At 43.8% G+C, this 19,942-nt stretch carries 23 protein-coding genes; all 23 read left to right on the top strand.

The features are described 5' to 3' along the window. The 23 genes from L1286_RS20690 (at window position 1) to rplQ (ending at window position 18,982) form a co-directional block, all read left to right on the top strand. Window positions 1-804, top strand: a complete 804-nt coding sequence (locus tag L1286_RS20690; protein ID WP_235408906.1) for an ABC transporter permease — start codon at window positions 1-3, stop codon at window positions 802-804. Between the two features lie 86 nt (window positions 805-890). Beyond that, window positions 891-1,820: a glycosyltransferase gene (locus L1286_RS20685; protein WP_235408905.1), complete on the top strand. Its 930-nt coding sequence runs from the start codon at window positions 891-893 to the stop codon at window positions 1,818-1,820. Between the two features lie 145 nt (window positions 1,821-1,965). After that, the gene (locus tag L1286_RS20680; protein ID WP_235408903.1) at window positions 1,966-4,629 is read left to right on the top strand and encodes a family 20 glycosylhydrolase; all 2,664 of its coding nucleotides are present in this window, start codon (window positions 1,966-1,968) and stop codon (window positions 4,627-4,629) included. Window positions 4,630-4,731: 102 nt separating this feature from the next. Further along, complete coding sequence (locus L1286_RS20675) at window positions 4,732-5,814, top strand: hypothetical protein (RefSeq protein WP_235408902.1); 1,083 nt, start codon at window positions 4,732-4,734, stop codon at window positions 5,812-5,814. Next, a complete protein-coding gene (locus L1286_RS20670; RefSeq protein WP_235408901.1) occupies window positions 5,811-9,260 on the top strand; it encodes a glycosyltransferase in 3,450 nt (1,149 codons plus the stop codon). Before L1286_RS20675 ends, L1286_RS20670 begins: the two co-directional genes overlap by 4 nt. A 166-nt stretch (window positions 9,261-9,426) precedes the next feature. After that, window positions 9,427-10,233, top strand: coding sequence for a polysaccharide deacetylase family protein (locus L1286_RS20665; protein ID WP_235408900.1), 807 nt, complete (start codon window positions 9,427-9,429; stop codon window positions 10,231-10,233). A gap of 271 nt (window positions 10,234-10,504) precedes the next feature. After that, window positions 10,505-10,873: a 50S ribosomal protein L14 gene (gene rplN, locus L1286_RS20660; protein WP_039611414.1), complete on the top strand. Its 369-nt coding sequence runs from the start codon at window positions 10,505-10,507 to the stop codon at window positions 10,871-10,873. 10 nt (window positions 10,874-10,883) lie between these two features. Continuing rightward, on the top strand, window positions 10,884-11,198 hold the full coding sequence (gene rplX / locus L1286_RS20655; RefSeq protein ID WP_023401269.1) for a 50S ribosomal protein L24: 315 nt from the start codon (window positions 10,884-10,886) through the stop codon (window positions 11,196-11,198). A 15-nt stretch (window positions 11,199-11,213) separates the two neighbouring features. Continuing rightward, entirely contained in the window at window positions 11,214-11,753 is a 540-nt protein-coding gene (rplE, locus tag L1286_RS20650; RefSeq protein WP_063355773.1) for a 50S ribosomal protein L5, read from the top strand. 10 nt (window positions 11,754-11,763) lie between these two features. Further along, entirely contained in the window at window positions 11,764-12,069 is a 306-nt protein-coding gene (gene rpsN, locus L1286_RS20645) for a 30S ribosomal protein S14 (protein ID WP_063355772.1), read from the top strand. 20 nt (window positions 12,070-12,089) lie between these two features. Continuing rightward, complete coding sequence (gene rpsH, locus L1286_RS20640) at window positions 12,090-12,482, top strand: 30S ribosomal protein S8 (RefSeq protein WP_063355771.1); 393 nt, start codon at window positions 12,090-12,092, stop codon at window positions 12,480-12,482. 13 nt (window positions 12,483-12,495) lie between these two features. Then, complete coding sequence (rplF, locus tag L1286_RS20635) at window positions 12,496-13,026, top strand: 50S ribosomal protein L6 (RefSeq protein ID WP_235408899.1); 531 nt, start codon at window positions 12,496-12,498, stop codon at window positions 13,024-13,026. A 9-nt stretch (window positions 13,027-13,035) separates the two neighbouring features. Further along, window positions 13,036-13,386, top strand: a complete 351-nt coding sequence (gene rplR, locus L1286_RS20630) for a 50S ribosomal protein L18 (protein WP_063355770.1) — start codon at window positions 13,036-13,038, stop codon at window positions 13,384-13,386. Window positions 13,387-13,395: 9 nt separating this feature from the next. Continuing rightward, on the top strand, window positions 13,396-13,902 hold the full coding sequence (gene rpsE / locus L1286_RS20625) for a 30S ribosomal protein S5 (protein ID WP_063355769.1): 507 nt from the start codon (window positions 13,396-13,398) through the stop codon (window positions 13,900-13,902). A gap of 6 nt (window positions 13,903-13,908) precedes the next feature. After that, on the top strand, window positions 13,909-14,088 hold the full coding sequence (gene rpmD / locus L1286_RS20620; protein WP_010378276.1) for a 50S ribosomal protein L30: 180 nt from the start codon (window positions 13,909-13,911) through the stop codon (window positions 14,086-14,088). 4 nt (window positions 14,089-14,092) lie between these two features. Continuing rightward, window positions 14,093-14,527 (top strand): 50S ribosomal protein L15, encoded by a 435-nt coding sequence (rplO, locus tag L1286_RS20615; RefSeq protein ID WP_039611416.1) that lies wholly within the window; start codon window positions 14,093-14,095, stop codon window positions 14,525-14,527. Between the two features lie 11 nt (window positions 14,528-14,538). Continuing rightward, complete coding sequence (gene secY / locus L1286_RS20610; RefSeq protein ID WP_063355767.1) at window positions 14,539-15,867, top strand: preprotein translocase subunit SecY; 1,329 nt, start codon at window positions 14,539-14,541, stop codon at window positions 15,865-15,867. Window positions 15,868-15,888: 21 nt separating this feature from the next. Continuing rightward, complete coding sequence (rpmJ, locus tag L1286_RS20605) at window positions 15,889-16,002, top strand: 50S ribosomal protein L36 (RefSeq protein WP_002959476.1); 114 nt, start codon at window positions 15,889-15,891, stop codon at window positions 16,000-16,002. A gap of 129 nt (window positions 16,003-16,131) precedes the next feature. Then, complete coding sequence (rpsM, locus tag L1286_RS20600) at window positions 16,132-16,488, top strand: 30S ribosomal protein S13 (RefSeq protein ID WP_010386936.1); 357 nt, start codon at window positions 16,132-16,134, stop codon at window positions 16,486-16,488. Window positions 16,489-16,501: 13 nt separating this feature from the next. Then, a complete protein-coding gene (rpsK, locus tag L1286_RS20595) occupies window positions 16,502-16,888 on the top strand; it encodes a 30S ribosomal protein S11 (protein WP_010386935.1) in 387 nt (128 codons plus the stop codon). Between the two features lie 22 nt (window positions 16,889-16,910). Further along, on the top strand, window positions 16,911-17,531 hold the full coding sequence (gene rpsD, locus L1286_RS20590) for a 30S ribosomal protein S4 (protein ID WP_039611418.1): 621 nt from the start codon (window positions 16,911-16,913) through the stop codon (window positions 17,529-17,531). 24 nt (window positions 17,532-17,555) lie between these two features. Then, window positions 17,556-18,542, top strand: coding sequence for a DNA-directed RNA polymerase subunit alpha (locus tag L1286_RS20585; RefSeq protein WP_023401260.1), 987 nt, complete (start codon window positions 17,556-17,558; stop codon window positions 18,540-18,542). Window positions 18,543-18,580: 38 nt separating this feature from the next. Continuing rightward, the gene (gene rplQ, locus L1286_RS20580) at window positions 18,581-18,982 is read left to right on the top strand and encodes a 50S ribosomal protein L17 (RefSeq protein WP_010386932.1); all 402 of its coding nucleotides are present in this window, start codon (window positions 18,581-18,583) and stop codon (window positions 18,980-18,982) included. Window positions 18,983-19,942 lie beyond the last annotated feature (960 nt).

Here is a 19,942-nt window from a genome sequence, read left to right as displayed (position 1 = left end):
ATGTGGCGGCAATTTATTAAGCACCTAAAAATTTATGGCTTGCTGATTAAACTCAATGCAATTCGACAATTAGAGTACCGCGTGAACATCGTATTGGGGCTACTTGTGGAAATCGGCTATCTCGGTATCAAATTGCTTTATGCCTACATTATTCACGATACAGGGGTGCATATTTCTGGCTTTGCTCCGCAAAGCTTGTATCTGTTCATCGGTACTTTTATTTTGATGACCGTGTTTTTTGTCGCGATGTTGCAATTTAATATTATGGCATTTGACCGTCAGATCATAGAAGGGGAGTTTGACCTTATTCTGACCAAGCCTGTGTCGGCGCAGTTCTTAGCAACGTTAAAATACGTGGAAACGTGGATGGTGATCCCCAATATCATCGTGGGCGTTAGTTTGGTAAGTTATGGTTGGCATGCATCCGATATTGCTTTTGACATAGTGCATGTTGGACTCTACGTTTTATATGCCCTGCTAGGGATAGTAACCATGTATTGTATCTTTACATTGCCGCTACTACTTGCTTTTAAATTACATCATATTTCAGCTTTCCATAGTCTGGTTTGGGCACTGTGGGATTTCAATAATCTACCGCATCGCATTTTTCCATCGCCAATACAAATCATAGGTACGGTGTTTTTGCCCATTTTTTTGATCACCAATTTTTCGCCATTGGCTGTAATGGGCCAGTTAAGCATTGGGGAAATGATCTGGGGAGGCATTGCGCCCATTTTACTGTTTTTCCTGACTTGTTGGGGATGGAAAAAGGCAATTCATAGCTATGAAAGTGGCGGCGGGTAAATCAATTTGATGTGTAATAAGTATGCTTTTTGTTGGTGGTATAGAAACGAGTAGGTTAGTCAAATCTAAGGGAAGTAGGAACAAAAATGAATAAAAATCATAATGAGCCAAGTGAATGTGGGGCTGGCGTGTCTGTGATTATCCCGACTTATAATCGCCGCGAGTTGCTAAAAAGGACATTGGATTCACTTTGCGAACAAACGCTGGGGCCGCAAAGTTATGAAATTATCATCGTAGATGATGGTTCAAATGATGGTACCGCTAAGATGGTAAGCCACTATCAAGGTACTGCAACCATTCAGTATATTTTCCAGCCTGATGAAGGGTTTCAAGTCGCTAAAGCTAGGAATAAAGGGCTTTCCAAGGCACGCTTTGACACCATACTGTTTTTAGACTGTGGCATGATTGCACACCCTACATTGCTATCTATTCACCTACAGTGTCATGGCGAAACGGCCAACCTTGTGCTGATTGGTATGTCGTATGGTATAGAAGCCGTAGCACTGAGTGAGTGCGACCTTATCAAACACACTATGGCAGAAAACGAGATAGCGACGGCGTTTGAATTGTTCTCAAAAAATCATCAATTAATGGATTGCCGAGGTCGCTTCTTTGCCAAATTTAATTTTGATTTAGAGATGTTAAATGCCCCTTGGGTCATTTTTTGGACCAGTTGTATCAGTGTTTCTCGCTCGGATGTTGCACGTGTTGGTGGGTTTGACGAACGTTTTTGTGCATGGGGTGGAGAAGATGTTGATTTGGGTTATCGTTTGTTTCATGCAGGATGTAAATTTGTTTTACATCAATCACTTCTGACTGTTCATTATCCACACGAAAAAGACATTGAAAATAAAGAGGAGCAAGCAAAAGGCAATGTTGCTTATTTAATGCGCAAGTACTCAGATCAATGGATAAATATGCTGGTGAATAAGAGCTGGTCTGAGATTTGTGAACAGTCGTTGAAACCTGTGCATGCGCAACCGCAAGCTAGCTTATTTGAAGAGGCGAATGAGTAAACTGTTGTTAATAATTAAATTATTCCAAGGAACTTGAATGTTTTGAAATTGAAACAAGCTATTAAAAACACTAGATTGATTTGGTTTAGCTATTTTTTAGCCAATGTAATGTTTTAAATTAAAATGATAAAGCAGGATCTGACTTATGCGTGTACAGAAAAGAGCATTAACAGGACGTGTTGTAGCAATGTTGTTGCCTTCAATAATGATGGCGAGCCCAGTATGGGCAAGCAGTAGCTTAACCAAAATTAATCAGCAAGAATTAAACCGCTTAGCGGATACACTCGATGTAAAATATCGGTTGTTAAGTAATATGCCAGAACAGTGCCCTGGTTCTACGGCAGAGTTTTGCTACCATGCTCAAATAGAGTTAACGAGTCCGTTTGCAGCAAATGTGGATGGGTGGAAGATCCTCTACAGCCAAGTATATCCCTCATCAGAAACGAAGAGCCAAGGGCTAACGTTACGTCATTTTAATGGTGACTTAAATCATATCGCTCCGAATCAGTCTTTTAGTGGGTTTAAAGCCGGTGAAAGTCAAATCATTGAGCTCTGGGTCGGTAGCTCGTTACTCAATGAAGGCGAATTAATGCCGAATTATATTTTGACTGCGGAGGGTCTGGACCCAAAAGTGATCAAAAGCACGCAATCTTATATCGAGTCGGACACTGGGCTAGAGATCAAGCCTTATGCTGCGCTTAGTCGCAAAGAAAGTGTGATGAAATCTCACCCTGAAGATCAATATGGCCAGTTTACCTCTGCGGCACTATTCGAAAAATACGCAATCGATAATTACCCTGTGGACACTGTAAAGCACGCTATTGTTCCTACGCCAAACGCGATGGAGGTGTTTGCAAGTTCACCACCACTGACTTTGAGCAAAGGCATTGATGTGCACTTAGTTGGCGTTGATTATGGGCAAGTGGCTGCGGCTTTGAGCCGTTTAGCAGATTTGGGCGCTAAGCAAAGTCATGATGGTACTAAAGTCATTGTGAAAGTAGCTGGCAAAGCAGAAGGCACCGCGGGTCACTATGTACTAGATACTCGCAACGGTAAAGTCTTCATTGAAGCGCAAGATAACCAAGGTGCTTTTTATGGGTTACAATCACTGGCCAGTTTGTTGTCCCTAGATACAATGCAAGTACCTGCTGTTAAAGTAATTGATGAACCTAGGTATGCATACCGAGGGTTACACTTAGATGTCGCGCGTAATTTTCGCTCAAAAGAGTTTGTTTTACGTTTATTAAGTAAAATGTCAGCTTACAAACTGAATAAATTACATTTCCATTTAGCTGACGATGAAGGTTGGCGTATCGAAATTCCTGGCTTACCTGAGTTAACAGAATTATCTTCTCACCGTTGTATCGACTTAGATGACAAAGATTGTTTGCAGCCCCAGTTAGGGTCAGCCTTAAATGCCGGTCGAGATGGATATTATTCGCTGGCCGATTATCAAGAAATTCTGAACTTTGCGAAGCAACATCACATTGAGGTGATTCCATCATTGGATATGCCTGGTCATTCTCGGGCTGCCGTAAAAGCAATGGAGAAACGCTTTTATACGTTGAGTAAGCAAGGTAAACACGACGCTGCAAAACAGTACCTCGTAAGTGACCCAAGTGATGCAACAGAATATCGCTCAATTCAACACTACAATGACAATACTCTGAATGTATGTATGGACTCTACTTATGCCTTCGTAGAAAAAGTGATTTCAGAGGTTGCGCTGCAGCATAAAAAAGCAGGTTCGCCACTGAATATCTATCATATTGGTGCCGATGAAACTGCAGGTGCTTGGATTGAATCCCCCGCATGTAAGCAGTTTATTGCTGACAAATCAAACGATGTACACGAAATTGAAGAGCTTACCGGGTACTTCATTGAACGGGTGTCCAGAATGATTGCGGCGAAAGGTATTGAAGTCGCAGGCTGGAACGATGGTCTGTCAGAAACAAGACAAGATAAAATGCCTAATAAAGTGGCTTCCTATGTGTGGGCTACGCTACCACAAAATGCCCACAAAGTTGTCAGTGCGCATGCTCGTCGCGGGTGGGACATCGTTCTTGCGACGCCTGACGTGACTTACCTAGATTTCCCCTATGAATTAGATCCTAAAGAAAGCGGTTACAAATGGGGGTCGAGGCGCACCAATAGTCAAACTATCTTTGAGTTTATGCCGGATAATTTGCCGGCCAACGCTGAGTTTAAAAAAGACACGATCGGCCGAAATTATGTCGCAGATGATCGCACACAAGTGGATGAAAACGGTAAATTTGTACATCAGCCGCTGCCAGAAGGGTTCCGTGTTACAGGGATCCAAGGTCACTTATGGTCTGAAGTCATACGCAAAGATCACCTCGCCGAATATATGCTGTTCCCTCGTTTGTTAGCGCTGGCGGAGAAAGCATGGCACAAAGCAAGCTGGGAAGTGCCGTATAATTATGCGGGTGAAAAATATGACCACACCACCAATTTCTTAACGGCGGATAAAAAGGCGCTGCGTGATAGACAGTGGCAAGACTTTATCCATGCCGTAGGCCATAAAGAGTTGGAAAAGTTCGATAAACTGGGTGTGTTTTATCGGATCCCAAATGTTGTCAGTAAAGTCATTGATAATAAGCTACATGCGTCAACTCTTATTCCGGGTTTACCTATCCAGTATCGAGTTGGGAGCGGCAACTGGCAAGAGTACACGGCACCTCTCATTATTCAAGCTGGTTCTAATATTGAGCTACGAGCGCTTTCTCCGGATAGGCGTCGGCCTGGGCGAGTCGAATTAGCTGAGGTGAATAACACCAATAACTTATAAGGTATAAATGGGACGGTACAGATTGAGACACCGTCCCTTTCTTGGTCATAAAAATGAGTCAGTGTGAGGGTTAAGCAGAGCGTAATAAGGAAGTGTTGAGTTATGGAACATACAAAGGGGCAAGGAGTAACAAGTAAGGATGCCATAGGAGTGGGCGTCAACAATGTGGAGAGTACTTGCGAGTCTTGTTTACCTGATTGTTTATTTATGGCGCTTGAGCTTGAAGCGAGAGATAAGTTTGCCATTGCAAATTTGGCGAGACTATTTGGCGAACATTCTTATTATTTTGATTGCAAACGCAAACAAGGACTGGATATTGTTTTTAGTCGTTATGAAGATGACCAGTACTTTCGTTTCGAACAAGCAATGATTTCCGGTTATGTAGGCGATAAACTTAAAGCGTTATATGGTTTGCAAGTTCGATCGCACGCTTTTACGCACCAACACATTTTTGACCAAAGCTTGCTCGCTATGCTAGCCAAAAAAGAACGTGTGATCTGCGAGTTCAGTGCTAAGCATGTCCCATACCGTGTCGAAGATTACCATAAACATTATGGCTATCACATTGTGACATTCAAATCCCATGATACACAGCGCCGTTCATTTATAGTGGATGATGCGCAAAAGCGAGATGTGGATATCAGTTGGGAAGACTATCAAGCTTCATTTCAAGACGTATTAGCACATGAAGGTGTGGTGCGTATTTACCAGTTGGAGCAAATTGGGCCCACGCGTCCACTGAATATTGATTGGGCACTAAAACAAGTCGATCAAAATATAGCGGGGTTGGCTTCAGGTACACCTCATGTTGGCACTTCCGCGATGGCCGAATTCTTAGACTATATTGGCTGTTTGGATCAGCTTTCGCGTCCTTATGTCATTCCGGGAGTATGGGTGTTTTCGCTGCAGCGTGCCAGTACATTGAATTGGCTATTGGCATTGCAGCAGGATTTGTCTGCGCCCAAATTAAAACAACTGTGCAGTCCTTTGGTCGACGCTTTACCTGAGCTTACGAAAGGATGGAAGGAAGTTGAGCTGTTAATGCGTTTATCTTGTCGCTCGAAGTCGGTGACGGGGAACCAAGTATATCAGCGCATTTTACAGCTATGTGAGACAGAGCGCACACTCATTCCCACTTGGTTGCAACTCCAAACTTGGCTACAAGGTCAAAGGATGCGCTCATGACTGAGCTGACAAAAGGATGCGAAACATTACCATTGGTAAGTTGTGTCATGCCAACTTGTCGGCGTGCACATTATATACTTCAGAGTATTGACTACTTCAATCGTCAGAGTTACCCCAATAAAGAATTAATCATTGTCTATGAACAGGCTGAAGATCTACCTAACGCTATGCCTATACAAGACAACATCCAGTTGCTCAAAGTGCCAGACAATGCCTCGATTGGGTTTAAGCGGAGTATGGGCACCAAATGGTCAACTGGCATGTTTATCGCGCAGTGGGATGACGATGATTGGTATTCCAGTGAGCGTTTAGCGATACAAATAGCGCCCCTTGTTACGGGCGCTGCTGATATTACAGGCCTCAAAAATCATTTGTTCTTTGATGTCTGGCGAGGTCAATTTTGGGCCGCAGAAAAAGCATTGTTTGAGGCGATGTTTCGCCGTGGCATTGCCGGAGGCACATTGGTCTTCAGACGTACTTACTGGTCTGAAGGCGTATTGGACTACCGTGATAGTTCGTTGCGTGAAGACGCAGATTTTATGGAGTGTATGATTGACGCGGGTGCCAAATTAGTCGCTGTTGATGGCCATACTCACTTTGTTTATTTGAGGCACTTGAATAACACTTGGAGTTTTGTCAGCGGTAAACTGATTAAAGCGAGTGCTTGGCAAAAGGTGCCTGATCCAACTTGGTTTAGCCACGATCTGCCATTTTATCTTCAGCTAAAAGAAACACATTTTGCGCATTACTGTGAGACATCAGCAAACTTAAATACGTTGCAACAAGCCGCCACTATAAGTTGTGTGCTGCAAGTAACCCACCTTGCTCAACTTCAGCATGCTATCACGCTACTTGAAAAGCAAACACTTAAACCTACTGAAGTAATAATCTCGCATCCAGATGAGTTAGCGATAGAGGGGATTCATACCGAGTTGGAGGGCATCACTTTTGTTGCCTATGAGCCAGGAGCACAGACATCCTTATGGTTTGAAGAAAAACTTGCTGCACAGATTAACTGCGACTTTGTGATGTGTTGGCCCAATTCGCACGCTTGGGTATCAAGCCAGTGGCTAGCAATACAGTTTGCTTACTTAAAAAGACATAAGTTAGATGCAACGGGTCTGTCACAACCTTTTTTCTTTTTCCCAAGCCAGCAACAGTTTTGGCAATATATTGCATCTGACAATCAAATTACAGCATGGTTACATGCTGAAACGTTGTGCTGTACAAAAGAGTTTTACTTGCAAAAGCACCGGGGATTCAATCGCGGACTTGGGTTTAATATTCAACCTCACCAAAACTTAGAGCATTTTTTAGCATTTGCAGAAGCAAAAGATCCTGTGCCAAATAATGAACAAGATCCGAAATGGTTTCCGTATCAACGCAAAGCAATCAAAGAATTATACAGTGAGCTAGACATTGGGGAGCTTATCAATGGGGTCTCTACGATGTTGTTATTCTGTGTTTTTTCGTGCTTTATGATATTGCCTAGTTGGCACGTTGAAGCGAATCAGGTTGTAGAAAGTACCGAGCAGCAGAACTACCCGGCCGACTTCTTTAGTCAGTATAACCCTCAAACCGCGTTGGATATGATATATCGCTTGCCGGGGTTTTCATTTGACAATACAGACTCAGCACGCGGATTCGGTGGTAATGCGGGTAATGTACTGATCAATGGTGCACGGCCTGCGGTCAAGTCTGAATCGCTAGATAAGGTGTTATCCAGAATCGGGGTTGCACAAGTTCAGGCAATTAATGTCTATCGAGGGAGTAAAATTCCATTGGTGGCGTCGGGTAAAGTCATGGTTGCAGATGTGATTTTAGTTGAATCGCAGACCACCGGCACATTAGAAAGTCAATTAACACAATTCTACGACGGCAGTGTTCTGCCAAAAGTCGCCATGCAACTGAATACCCAATGGCAAGGTTGGGCGACATCCTTGGGGCTGGAAGCAAATGGCACGCCAGGCTATCGAACCGCCAATATTATTCAATTAAGTCGTGAGCAGCGCGTGTTAAGTCAAGAATTTGAGGTGCTAGACGAAGAGACCCATAGCGTGAAGCTCACCGGTCAGCTTAAGCAGTCGAGTAGTCAAAATGAACTGGTCTTGACGGGCAAAGTCAGCAGTGAAAATTATGTTGGAGATACTGTACGCTACAGCGTGCCTCATAACCACCAAGCGTTGGGGCCGATAACGCGCGAACTGCACGTTGACAATGAAACAAAGAATGCGGAACTAGGCATCGATTGGATACAAAAACACGACCGCTACCAATGGCAAAACATGGGGATATTTGTTATCGATGATAAGGCGTATGCCAATGATGACGCCAGTATAAACTTAGCGACCCAAAACACAGCTATCGCCTTGTGGCGTCAGCAAGAGCTAAAAACTGAAGTAATCTTGCGCAGTGCCTTGGAAGTAAAACAGCAGTCACACATAGCGCCTCGTTTTGGGGTTGAAGCAACGCAAAATAGACTGCAATCCGCGGTCAATTTATCTGGGGTGGAAAGCGAAGAGGTCACCGATGTCAATGAGCTTAGAGCAGAGGTGTTTGCCGATGTTAACGTCACCCACTCTAAAAGTCTCTCGAGTGAATTTGGATTGACCTATGAAACATCGAGAATAGATGTAGAGGCAAATCAGAGTGAAAGCCAATCGTTGTCTTTTTGGAAACCTCGCTGGCAAACAAACTGGAGTCCCCGAAAAGGCATGAGCGTTAATTGGCTTGCTGAACATCGGGTAAGTCAGCTGAACTTTTCTGATTTTGCTCGTAGTGTTGATGCGGGAGATGGTCGTAATCAAGCCGGTAATATCCGCCTCAAGCCTGAAGAAACTACGGAGTTATCACTGCAATATCAGTGGTATTTTTCTGAGCGTGGTAATCTCAAAATAAAGGGGTTTCATCAATGGCAAAAGGATGTACTAGAGCAGGTAGCATTTTCCAATACATCAGGGGGAGTGGCCAATGTGGGTGATGCCCAGTTTTGGGGAAGTCATGTGGAAGCCGCCTTCGAATTAACGCCGCTCCTAAATAATGCGTTATTTGAAATTTCTTATGAACACAAGAATTCAGACTTTTCGAACCCGAATGGGCGAACAGAACGTTTGAGTAATTATATCGCTGATTGGATATGGATGAATTTTCGCCATGACTTACCACGATTTAAAAGTTCATGGGGTATTGAGTATTGGGGCGATTATACAGAACCGTTTTACTATGCCCACGAGACCTTGTTCGTAAAGGGCAATAAACGATTGAAAGGGTTTATAGAGTCTTCTCCGGTGGATGATATTAAGGTGCGGCTTGAGGTGACACATATGAATACAGGGCGCTTTATTCGCACTCGAACGTTCTATGAAAACGCGGAGCAAGTCGGCCAAGAAGTCGCTGATAGAACACATAAAGCAGAGTATCGGCTGTCAATTTGGTATCGCTTTTAGTCAACGTAAATCCCTTTATTCAGAGGCAGTTAAAAGAAAGTAAGCTTTCCTTCATAATTTTATCATGGTGAATTATCGGGTCATTTTGCAGACTGTTTTGCCAAGTTCAAATCACGCTAAGCAATACGGAGCAGACATGCACACAATGAAACTAAGCAGCAATATTATGACTGCAATATTTATGACTTTATCTTTTGTTAACATAGGCAGTGCAAGTGAAAAGGAACAAGTACACCATCAGTTTAGTTACCCTAACAATGCGCGTAATGCGATTTCTCTGAGCTTTGATGATGCGCGAGAAAGCCAAATAGATGTCGCTATTCCCTTATTGAATAAATACGGGGTAAAGGGCACCTTCTATGTGAATCCTCAGTTTGCCATGACTCGTTTAGAAGGGTGGAAAAAGGCGGTCAAGCAAGGGCACGAATTGGGTAACCATACAAGTTCTCACCTCTGCAGTGGCAATTTCGAATGGTTACGTAAGCAAGGCCTAGGGCTGGAGCAAGTTGACTTGGCGTGGCTTCGCAAAGACATTGAGTCGACGACTCAGTTTATGCAAGCACAATTTGATGTCTCGCCCGCTTCTTTTGCTTATCCCTGCGGTAACACCTTTGTGGGTCGCGGAAAGGAGGTACGAAGCTATGTGCCGCTCATCGCAGAAATGTTCAAAACAGGACGTACGTGGCTTGATGAAACTGGCAATAACCCGACATACACTGACTTTGCACAGTTGGCAGGTAATAGAATGGATGGCATGACATTCGAAGAGATAAAAGACTTGCTGGCTTTGCTGAGAGAAGACAACAAGTGGATTATTCTAGCGGGCCATGAAGTAGGGGAAAAGGGGATGTACTCAGTAGATAAGGAGGCCTTAGAAGCATTAATTGTGTACTTACAGGACCCAAAAAATGGCTTTTGGCTAGCCACAGTTACAGAGGTGGCAAACCATATCGAGGCACAGCGAGCAAAGTAAATCGATTGTTTTTTGAACGCCGTCATGAGGTTGGGTTGTGAAGGTAACCCTTGAATTGTTTTTTACAGCCCCCATATGGAATAGGGGGAACAAACACGGCATATGGGATAGATAAAATTAATTAAAAATTGAACTATCTTTGGTTGAAGTTTGCTGTTACAATTCCCCGCCCTTGAAAGACGAAAGCCTCGTTTTTTGAGTGGAAATTAATCTAAATGCTTAGGTTTTATACAAAATCTAGGTAAATTTTAACTACACCGGAGCATATACAATGATCCAAATGCAAACTCAGCTGGACGTTGCTGATAACAGCGGCGCTCGCAAAGTGCAGTGTATTAAAGTCCTTGGTGGTTCGCACCGTCGCTATGCGCGTGTTGGTGACATCATTAAAGTTTCTGTTAAAGAAGCAATTCCTCGCGGTAAAGTGAAGAAAGGTGATGTTAAAAACGCTGTAGTAGTGCGTACTAAGAAAGGCGTTCGTCGTCCAGACGGCTCTTTAATCCGTTTCGATAGCAATGCGGCTGTTATCTTAAATGATAGCCATCAGCCAATTGGTACTCGTATCTTCGGCCCTGTGACGCGTGAACTACGTAACGAAAAGTTCATGAAAATCGTTTCACTAGCACCAGAAGTACTATAAGGAGTCGATCATGGCAGCAAAAATCCGTCGTGATGACGAAGTAATCGTACTAGCCGGTAAAGACAAAGGTAAGCGCGGTAAAGTGCTTTCAGTTGTAACTGAAACTGGTCGTGTATTTGTTGAAGGCGTCAACATCATCAAGAAACACCAGAAGCCTGTACCACAACTACAGCAAGCTGGCGGTATTGTTGAGAAAGAAGCGTCAGTAGACGTATCAAATGTAGCGATTTTCAATGCCGAAACTGGCAAAGCAGATCGTGTTGGTTTTAGATTTGAAGACGGTAAAAAAGTCCGTTTCTTCAAGTCTACTGGCAAAACTATTTAATAGTTGGAGTAGACGATGGCGAAACTGCATGAAGTGTACAAAGACAAAGTAGTAAAAGAGCTTTTTGAAAAGTTCGGTTACAGCTCTGTCATGCAAGTCCCTCAGATCGAAAAGATCACACTTAACATGGGTGTGGGCGAAGCCCTAAACGACAAGAAGATTCTAGAAAATGCGGTTGCAGATCTAGAAGCTATCTCTGGTCAAAAACCTCTAGTGACTAAAGCACGCAAATCAGTTGCTGGCTTTAAGATCCGTGAAGGTTACCCAATTGGCTGTAAAGTAACCCTACGCGGCGAGCGTATGTGGGATTTCCTTGAGCGTTTAGTCTCAATCGCGATGCCACGTATTCGTGACTTCCGCGGTGTTAGCGCAAAGTCTTTTGACGGTCGCGGTAACTACTCTATGGGCGTACGTGAGCAAATCATCTTCCCAGAAATCGATTATGATAAAGTAGACCGTGTTCGCGGTATGGATATCACAATCACTACTTCTGCGAAAACAGATGATGAAGGCCGTGCGTTGTTAGAAGCGTTCAACTTCCCATTCAAAAAGTAAGGGTAGGGTTATGGCAAAGAATTCAATGAAAGCGCGTGACGTAAAACGTGCTAAATTAGTTGCACAGTACGCAGAAAAGCGTGCTGCACTTAAAGCTATCATCAGCGATGTTAATACATCAGATGACGAGCGTTGGGACGCGGTATTAAAGCTTCAGTCTTTACCGCGTGATTCTAGCCCTTCACGTCAACGTAATCGTTGTAACATTACGGGCCGCCCACATGGTTACCTTCGCAAGTTCGGCTTAAGCCGTATCAAAGTTCGCGAAGCAGCTATGCGCGGTGAAATTCCTGGCCTTAAAAAGGCTTCTTGGTAATAGAATCACGGGAGTAAGACATGAGCTTGCAAGATCCAATCGCGGATTTGTTTACACGCATCCGTAACGGTCAGTCTGCGAAGAAGGTATCAGTAACTATGCCAACTTCAAAGCTGAAAGTAGCTGTTGCTGACGTACTGAAAAACGAAGGTTTCATCACTGGTTATTCAGTATCAGGCGACGTAAAAGCAGAATTGACTATCGAACTTAAGTACTTCGAAGGCAAAGCTGTTATCGAAAGCATCCAGCGTGTTAGCCGCCCTGGTTTACGTATCTATAAGAAACGTGACGAATTACCGAAGGTAATGGGTGGTCTAGGTATCGCTATCGTATCAACTTCTAAAGGCCTGATGACAGACCGCGCTGCGCGTACCGCTGGTGTTGGTGGTGAAATCATTGGCTTTGTAGCTTAATCGGAGGGGAACTATGTCTCGTATTGCGAAGGCTCCTATTGCTGTTCCTGCCGGTGTTGAAGTTGCAATTAACGGCCAGGAAATCAAAGTTAAAGGTAAAAACGGTGAATTAACTCGCGTTCTTAACGACGCAGTTGAAGTTGTTGTTAACGACAACGTTATCACTACTAATCCTCGTGAAGTAGCAAACGCTTGGGCTCAAGCAGGTACTGCACGCGCTCTGATCAACAACATGATCATCGGCGTTAACGAAGGTTTTGAAAAGAAACTACAACTAGTCGGTGTTGGTTACCGTGCTGCAGTTAAGGGTAAAGTTTTAGACTTAACTCTTGGCTTCTCACACCCAGTGAACTTCGAGATCCCAGCGGGAATCACTATCGAAGCTCCAAGCCAGACTGAAATCGTTGTTAAAGGCGCAGACAAGCAGCTTGTTGGTCAAACTGCTGCTAACATCCGCTCATACCGTGAACCAGAGCCTTATAAAGGTAAAGGTGTACGTTACGCTGATGAGCACGTGCGTCGTAAAGAGGCTAAGAAGAAGTAAGGTAAGACGATGGATAAGAAAACAGCTCGTCTACGTCGTGCTAAGCGCACTCGTAGAAATATTATCGAACAAGGCACAACACGTCTTGTTATCCACCGCACGCCACGTCACATTTACGCTCAAATCGTAAACGTTGAGGGTAATGTACTGGCTGCTGCTTCTACTGTTGAAAAAGCAATTGCTGAAACAGTTAAAGGCACTGGCAACATCGAAGCTGCTCAAGCAGTTGGTAAAGCAGTTGCTGAACGCGCGGCAGACAAAGGCATCGAAAAACTTGCTTTTGACCGCAGTGGCTTTAAATATCACGGCCGTGTGAAGGCGCTTGCTGATGCAGCGCGTGAAGCCGGTCTGCAATTCTAGGAGTAGACAATGGCTAACGTAGAAGCAAAGCAACAACAGCCTGATTTGGCTGAAAAGCTAATCGCGGTAAACCGTGTGTCTAAAGTGGTTAAAGGTGGTCGTATCTTTAGCTTCACTGCACTAACTGTAGTTGGTGATGGCGCAGGTAAAGTAGGTTTTGGTTACGGTAAAGCACGTGAAGTTCCAGCTGCTATTCAAAAAGCAATGGAAAAAGCGCGCCGTAACATGGTAAATGTTGACCTTAATGGTCACACGCTACAGCACCCTATCAAGGGTCGCCACGCGGGTTCTAAAGTGTACATGCAGCCTGCATCAGAAGGTACAGGTATCATCGCCGGTGGTGCGATGCGTGCAGTACTAGAAGTTGCTGGTGTACAGAACGTACTTTCAAAAGCATACGGTTCTACTAACCCGATCAACATCGTTCGCGCAACAATTTCTGCTCTAGAGAACATGAATTCTCCAGAGGGAATCGCAGCGAAACGTGGTCTTAGCGTAGATGAAATCTTGGGGTAAGAAACCATGGCAAACACAGTTAAAGTAACACAAGTACGTAGCTCAATCGGTCGTTTACCGAAGCATAAAGCTACATTACGTGGCCTTGGTTTACGTCGTATCAACCATACTGTTGAGCTAGAAGATACGCCAGCAGTACGTGGTATGATCAACCAAGTTTCTTACATGGTTAAGGTTGAGGGCTAATTCGATGCAATTGAATACACTTTCTCCTGCTGCAGGTTCAAAAACAGCTGGTAAGCGCGTTGGTCGTGGTATCGGTTCTGGTCTTGGTAAGACTGGTGGCCGTGGTCACAAAGGTCAAAAGTCGCGTTCTGGCGGTAAAGTACGTGTTGGTTTTGAAGGCGGTCAAATGCCTATGCAACGCCGTCTACCTAAGTTTGGCTTCACTTCACGCAAATCATTAGTATCTGCTGAAGTTAACCTTTTCGAAATCGCGAAGGTTGAAGGCGACGTGGTAGAGCTAAGCACACTACAAGCAGCTGGTATCGTTAAGAAGAACATTCAGTTCGTTAAAGTTGTTAAATCTGGCGAAGTTTCACGCGCAGTTACTGTTAAAGGCATTAAAGTGTCTAAAGGTGCTCGCGAAGCTATCGAAGCTGCCGGAGGCAAGGTAGAAGACTAAGGAAGTACACTATGGCTAAACCAGGTCAAGATATGCAAAGCGCACAAAGTGGGCTTGCGGAGTTGAAGCGCCGTTTACTATTTGTATTGGGTGCCATCATTATTTACCGTTTAGGTTCATTCGTGCCTATCCCTGGGATTGACGCCGCTGTACTTGCCGAGTTCTTCGAGCAACAAAAGGGCACCATCTTTGCCATGTTCAACATGTTCAGTGGTGGTGCGCTTGAGCGTGCATCTGTACTTGCGCTAGGTATTATGCCTTACATTTCAGCTTCAATTATTATGCAGCTATTGACGCACATACATCCTGCGATGATAGAGCTTAAGAAAGAAGGTGAACAAGGGCGTAAGAAAATAAGCCAGTACACGCGTTACGGTACGCTCGTGCTTGCTACAATTCAGTCAGTAGGTATTGCAACTAACCTTCCTAATATGATGGATGGTTTGGTAGTAAACCCTGGTTTCGGTTTCTATTTCACAGCAGTTGTGAGCTTAGTAACGGGCACCATGTTCCTAATGTGGCTGGGCGAACAAATCACAGAACGTGGTATCGGTAATGGTATTTCTGTACTGATATTTGTTGGTATTGTAGCTAACCTGCCGTCTGCAATCGGTTCGACAGCAGAAATGGCGCGCCAAGGCGATTTGAATGTCTTTATCTTAGCACTTATTGCGTTTATCGTTGTTGCGGTAACTTATTTGGTAGTGTTCTTTGAGCGTGGTCAACGTCGTATTGTCGTTAACTATGCTAAACGTCAGCAGGGCCGTCAGGTGTTTGCTGCGCAAAGTACGCATTTACCATTAAAAGTTAACATGGCAGGGGTTATTCCACCAATATTTGCTAGTAGCATCATTCTGTTCCCTGGTACAATTGCAAGCTGGTTCGGCCAAGGTGAAGGTCCATTAGCTGACGCTCTACAAGCAGTTTCAGCGGTGTTGACCCCGGGTCAACCTTTATATGCAATGGTACTAGCAGCTGCGATTATTTTCTTCTGCTTTTTCTATACAGCGTTGGTATTTAACCCACGTGAAACAGCAGATAACTTGAAAAAATCAGGCGCATTTATTCCAGGCATTCGCCCAGGTGAGCAGACGTCTAAATACATTGATAAAGTGATGACACGCCTGACATTGGCAGGTGCAATGTACATTACCTTTATCTGTCTGGTGCCCGAGTTTATGACCATGGCATGGCAAACGCCATTCTACTTCGGCGGTACATCAATTTTGATTATCGTTGTCGTAATCATGGACTTTATGGCACAAGTACAGACTCATTTGATGTCTCATCAATATGATTCTGTGCTGAAAAAAGCAAACCTTAAAGGCTACGGCCGATAGGGTCTGTTACGGAGTTGAGTTATGAAAGTACGTGCTTCCGTTAAGAAAATTTGCCGTAACTGTAAAGTTATCAAACGTGCTGGTGTAGTACGCGTGATTTGCAGTGAGCCTAAGCACAAGCAAAGGCAAGGCTAAGAAATCTAGTCGTGCAGGCTAAGTATTTTACTTAGCCTGTTTCATTGGTAAAACTTGAGTGTCGGTTGGGTATCCTATACGGGCTTTCCAGCAAGATGATAATCAGGTTTATTTATAGGAGATATGTTAGTGGCCCGTATCGCAGGCATTAACGTTCCTGACCATAAGCATGCTGTTATCGGTTTAACAAGCATCTATGGTGTAGGTAAAACTCGCGCTAAGGCGATCTTAGCTGCGACAGGTATCGCTGAAACTACTAAAATCGGCGATTTAAATGACGAAACTCTTGACATCCTTCGTGAAGAAGTTGGCAAGTACACTGTTGAAGGTGATCTTCGTCGTGAAGTAACACTAAACATCAAACGTCTTATGGACCTTGGTTGTTTCCGTGGCTTACGTCACCGTCGTTCGTTACCACTACGTGGTCAACGTACTAAGACTAACGCGCGTACTCGTAAGGGTCCTCGCAAGCCTATCAAGAAATAAGGTGGGGTAAGTTATGGCAAAAGCACCAATTCGTCGTAAAAAGGTCAAAAAGCAAGTTGTTGACGGTATGGCTCACGTTCATGCTTCTTTCAACAACACTATTGTGACCATCACTGACCGTCAAGGTAATGCTCTTTCTTGGGCGACTGCGGGTGGTTCAGGTTTCCGTGGTTCTCGTAAGTCTACTCCGTTTGCTGCACAGGTTGCTGCTGAACGCGCAGGTACTGCTGCACAAGAGTACGGTCTTAAGAACCTAGAAGTATTCATTAAAGGTCCAGGTCCAGGCCGTGAGTCTGCTGTACGTGCATTGAATGCTGCTGGTTTCCGTATCACAAACATCACTGACGTGACGCCAATCCCACATAATGGTTGTCGTCCACCGAAGAAACGTCGCGTATAATTAATAGGTTAGGAGAAAGAACATGGCAAGATATTTGGGCCCTAAGCTCAAGCTGAGTCGTCGTGAAGGTACTGACCTGTTCCTTAAAAGCGGCGTAAGAGCAATTGACTCTAAGTGTAAACTAGAAACAGCACCTGGTCAGCACGGCGCACGTAAAGGTCGTCTATCTGATTACGGTTTACAGTTACGTGAAAAGCAAAAAGTTCGTCGTATCTACGGTGTACTTGAAAAGCAATTCCGCAACTACTATAAAGAAGCTGCTCGCCTTAAAGGTAACACAGGTGAAAACTTGTTACAGCTTCTAGAGCAACGTCTAGACAATGTTGTATATCGCATGGGTTTTGCAAGCACACGTGCTGAAGCACGTCAGCTAGTAAGCCACAAAGCGATTATGGTTAATGGTCGTGTTGTGAACATTCCTTCTTTCGTTATTACTCCAGAAGATGTAGTAGTAATCCGTGAGAAGTCTAAGAAGCAAGCGCGTATCATCGCTGCTCTAGAGTTGGCTGAGCAACGCGAAAAGCCAACTTGGATTGAAGTTGACGGTAAGAAAATGGAAGGTACTTTTAAGCGCCTACCTGAGCGTTCTGATCTGTCTGCGGACATTAATGAACAACTAATCGTCGAACTTTACTCGAAGTAAAGTTAAGAGTTAAGAGAGGATAAAATGCAGGGTTCTGTAACCGAATTCCTAAAACCAAGATTAGTCGATATCGACGCTATCAACTCAACCCGTTCTAAAGTAGTTTTAGAGCCTCTAGAGCGTGGCTTTGGTCACACTTTAGGTAATGCTTTACGTCGTATTCTTCTTTCGTCTATGCCGGGTTGTGCAGTGACAGAAGTAGAGATCGACGGTGTATTACACGAGTACAGCGCGAAAGAAGGCGTACAAGAAGACATCATTGAAATTCTGTTAAACCTTAAAGGTCTAGCAGTTACTTTAGAAGGTAAAGATGAAGTTTTCCTTACCCTGACTAAGTCTGGTGTAGGCCCTGTGACTGCGGCTGACATCCAGCACGACGGCGATGTAACAATTGCTAATCCTGAGCACGTTATTTGTCACTTAACTGCTGACAATAGCGATATCAGTATGCGTATCCGTGTTGAGCGCGGTCGTGGTTATGTTCCGGCGTCAAGTCGTTTATCCTCTGATGACGATGAGCGTCCAATTGGCCGTCTGTTGCTAGATGCATCATTCAGTCCAGTTGAGCGTATTGCGTACTCGGTTGAATCAGCCCGTGTTGAGCAGCGTACTGACTTAGATAAACTAATCATTGATATGGAAACTAATGGCACACTAGATCCTGAAGAAGCGATCCGTCGTGCATCTACAATCCTAGCTGAACAGCTAGAAGCATTTGTAGATCTGCGTGATGTCTCTGAGCCAGAAGAAAAAGAAGAGAAGCCGGAGTTTGATCCGATTCTACTTCGTCCTGTTGATGATTTAGAACTAACAGTACGTTCTGCAAACTGTCTGAAAGCCGAGCAAATTCAATATATCGGTGATCTGGTACAGCGTACTGAGGTGGAGCTTCTTAAGACGCCAAACCTTGGTAAGAAATCTCTAACAGAGATTAAAGACGTGCTAGCTTCTCGTGGTCTTTCTCTAGGCATGCGCTTAGAAAACTGGCCGCCAGCAAGCCTAGCTGAATAATCAGATTACTATATTAGTTTAGTTAGAAGGATAGGGTCATGCGCCATCGTAAGAGTGGTCGTCAATTAAACCGTAACAGCAGCCATCGCAAAGCGATGTTCAGCAATATGGCTGGTTCTTTGGTGAAGCACGAAATCATCAAAACAACTTTGCCTAAAGCGAAAGAGTTGCGCCGTGTAATTGAGCCTTTAATCACACTGGCTAAGACTGACAGTGTAGCAAACCGCCGTTTAGCGTTTGCTCGCACGCGTGATAAAGAAGTAGTTGGTAAATTGTTCTCTGAGATCGGTCCTCGTTTTGCGGATCGTCCAGGTGGTTACACTCGTATTCTTAAGTGTGGCTTCCGTGCAGGTGACAATGCGCCAATGGCTTACATTGAACTACTTGATCGCCCAGTTGCGACTGAAGAAGTTCAAGAAGACGCGCAGTCTGCAGAGTAAGTCTTTATAAGACACGAAAAAGCCGAGCATTAGCTCGGCTTTTTTGTTTATTTAACATCTCGAACGCATATCAACAGTCGCTGCTTCTTCTCTTATATAGAAAAGTTGAGTGTCCAATCCGGTTTATTAAGTATCTAGCACTGCTAGATATACTGAGTAGTCTTAAAGTAAACGGGGCACTGTTTACAATTTTACCTTTATTCTAAATCCAATGAATAAGAGGTGATTATATTGAAATAAGGATTTCTGTTGACGCCATTCGTTATGAAAGCGAGCGAGTACCCTTTTAATACCATTCTTGCTGTCTGAGTATTAATAAATACATTACTGACCATTTAGAACAGGGAATATATGAAGACCCATTTCAATAGGTAATGTTGACCCACTTTTACAGGCTACGATTTTGTATGTTTGTTATGAAGAAGTAACTCTGTCATACAGACAAAGAGCATCATGGTTAGATTGTCCGATCTCCGTGACAAGAATCTAGAATATGGAAATCAAAGTAAGTGTTATGATTGATTTTTCATTCAATCAACATTTCTACCGCTTGAAGGTGGATATATTTTAGGTTTGTTTTATGGGCGCGTGAGCGGGGAAAAGAGGAAACTGTACAAAATAAAGCTTTATTCTGCTCAAAGTTCCATCGGTTTGTTTGGCTAATAACCAGCTAGGTGTTTTATATCATTTTTTTAAAAAAAACACTTGATCATATTTTTGATCTCCCTATAATGCGCACCCACTGACACGGAGCAACACGCACAACTGCGAGATGCAAAGTGAAGGTCAAAGTTAAATTGAAAGGTTGATTTAAAAAATTAAATTTTCTAGTTGACTTTAAAAGTGAAGCGGTTAATATGACGCTCCACTTCGCAGCAAAGCGCTGCGGTAACTAACCAAGGTTAGTTACATTGTTCTTTAAAAATATGAAGCAATCATCTGTGTGGGCACTCGTACAGA

Origin of the sequence: Pseudoalteromonas sp. SMS1 (assembly GCF_021530565.1) — a bacterium.
In the GTDB taxonomy this organism is placed as follows: domain Bacteria; phylum Pseudomonadota; class Gammaproteobacteria; order Enterobacterales; family Alteromonadaceae; genus Pseudoalteromonas.
Note: the sequence above shows the minus strand (reverse complement) of the source record. Positions and strands in the feature narration are given on the sequence as shown.

Excerpts from the sequence above, each read along its gene's own strand:
- L1286_RS20690 (WP_235408906.1), top strand. The coding sequence starts at position 1 with ATGTGGCGGCAATTTATTAAGCACCTAAAAATTTATGGCTTGCTGATT.
- L1286_RS20685 (WP_235408905.1), top strand. The coding sequence starts at position 891 with ATGAATAAAAATCATAATGAGCCAAGTGAATGTGGGGCTGGCGTGTCT.
- L1286_RS20680 (WP_235408903.1), top strand. The coding sequence starts at position 1,966 with ATGCGTGTACAGAAAAGAGCATTAACAGGACGTGTTGTAGCAATGTTG.
- L1286_RS20675 (WP_235408902.1), top strand. The coding sequence starts at position 4,732 with ATGGAACATACAAAGGGGCAAGGAGTAACAAGTAAGGATGCCATAGGA.
- L1286_RS20670 (WP_235408901.1), top strand. The coding sequence starts at position 5,811 with ATGACTGAGCTGACAAAAGGATGCGAAACATTACCATTGGTAAGTTGT.
- L1286_RS20665 (WP_235408900.1), top strand. The coding sequence starts at position 9,427 with ATGACTGCAATATTTATGACTTTATCTTTTGTTAACATAGGCAGTGCA.
- rplN (WP_039611414.1), top strand. The coding sequence starts at position 10,505 with ATGATCCAAATGCAAACTCAGCTGGACGTTGCTGATAACAGCGGCGCT.
- rplX (WP_023401269.1), top strand. The coding sequence starts at position 10,884 with ATGGCAGCAAAAATCCGTCGTGATGACGAAGTAATCGTACTAGCCGGT.
- rplE (WP_063355773.1), top strand. The coding sequence starts at position 11,214 with ATGGCGAAACTGCATGAAGTGTACAAAGACAAAGTAGTAAAAGAGCTT.
- rpsN (WP_063355772.1), top strand. The coding sequence starts at position 11,764 with ATGGCAAAGAATTCAATGAAAGCGCGTGACGTAAAACGTGCTAAATTA.
- rpsH (WP_063355771.1), top strand. The coding sequence starts at position 12,090 with ATGAGCTTGCAAGATCCAATCGCGGATTTGTTTACACGCATCCGTAAC.
- rplF (WP_235408899.1), top strand. The coding sequence starts at position 12,496 with ATGTCTCGTATTGCGAAGGCTCCTATTGCTGTTCCTGCCGGTGTTGAA.
- rplR (WP_063355770.1), top strand. The coding sequence starts at position 13,036 with ATGGATAAGAAAACAGCTCGTCTACGTCGTGCTAAGCGCACTCGTAGA.
- rpsE (WP_063355769.1), top strand. The coding sequence starts at position 13,396 with ATGGCTAACGTAGAAGCAAAGCAACAACAGCCTGATTTGGCTGAAAAG.
- rpmD (WP_010378276.1), top strand. The coding sequence starts at position 13,909 with ATGGCAAACACAGTTAAAGTAACACAAGTACGTAGCTCAATCGGTCGT.
- rplO (WP_039611416.1), top strand. The coding sequence starts at position 14,093 with ATGCAATTGAATACACTTTCTCCTGCTGCAGGTTCAAAAACAGCTGGT.
- secY (WP_063355767.1), top strand. The coding sequence starts at position 14,539 with ATGGCTAAACCAGGTCAAGATATGCAAAGCGCACAAAGTGGGCTTGCG.
- rpmJ (WP_002959476.1), top strand. The coding sequence starts at position 15,889 with ATGAAAGTACGTGCTTCCGTTAAGAAAATTTGCCGTAACTGTAAAGTT.
- rpsK (WP_010386935.1), top strand. The coding sequence starts at position 16,502 with ATGGCAAAAGCACCAATTCGTCGTAAAAAGGTCAAAAAGCAAGTTGTT.
- rpsD (WP_039611418.1), top strand. The coding sequence starts at position 16,911 with ATGGCAAGATATTTGGGCCCTAAGCTCAAGCTGAGTCGTCGTGAAGGT.
- L1286_RS20585 (WP_023401260.1), top strand. The coding sequence starts at position 17,556 with ATGCAGGGTTCTGTAACCGAATTCCTAAAACCAAGATTAGTCGATATC.
- rplQ (WP_010386932.1), top strand. The coding sequence starts at position 18,581 with ATGCGCCATCGTAAGAGTGGTCGTCAATTAAACCGTAACAGCAGCCAT.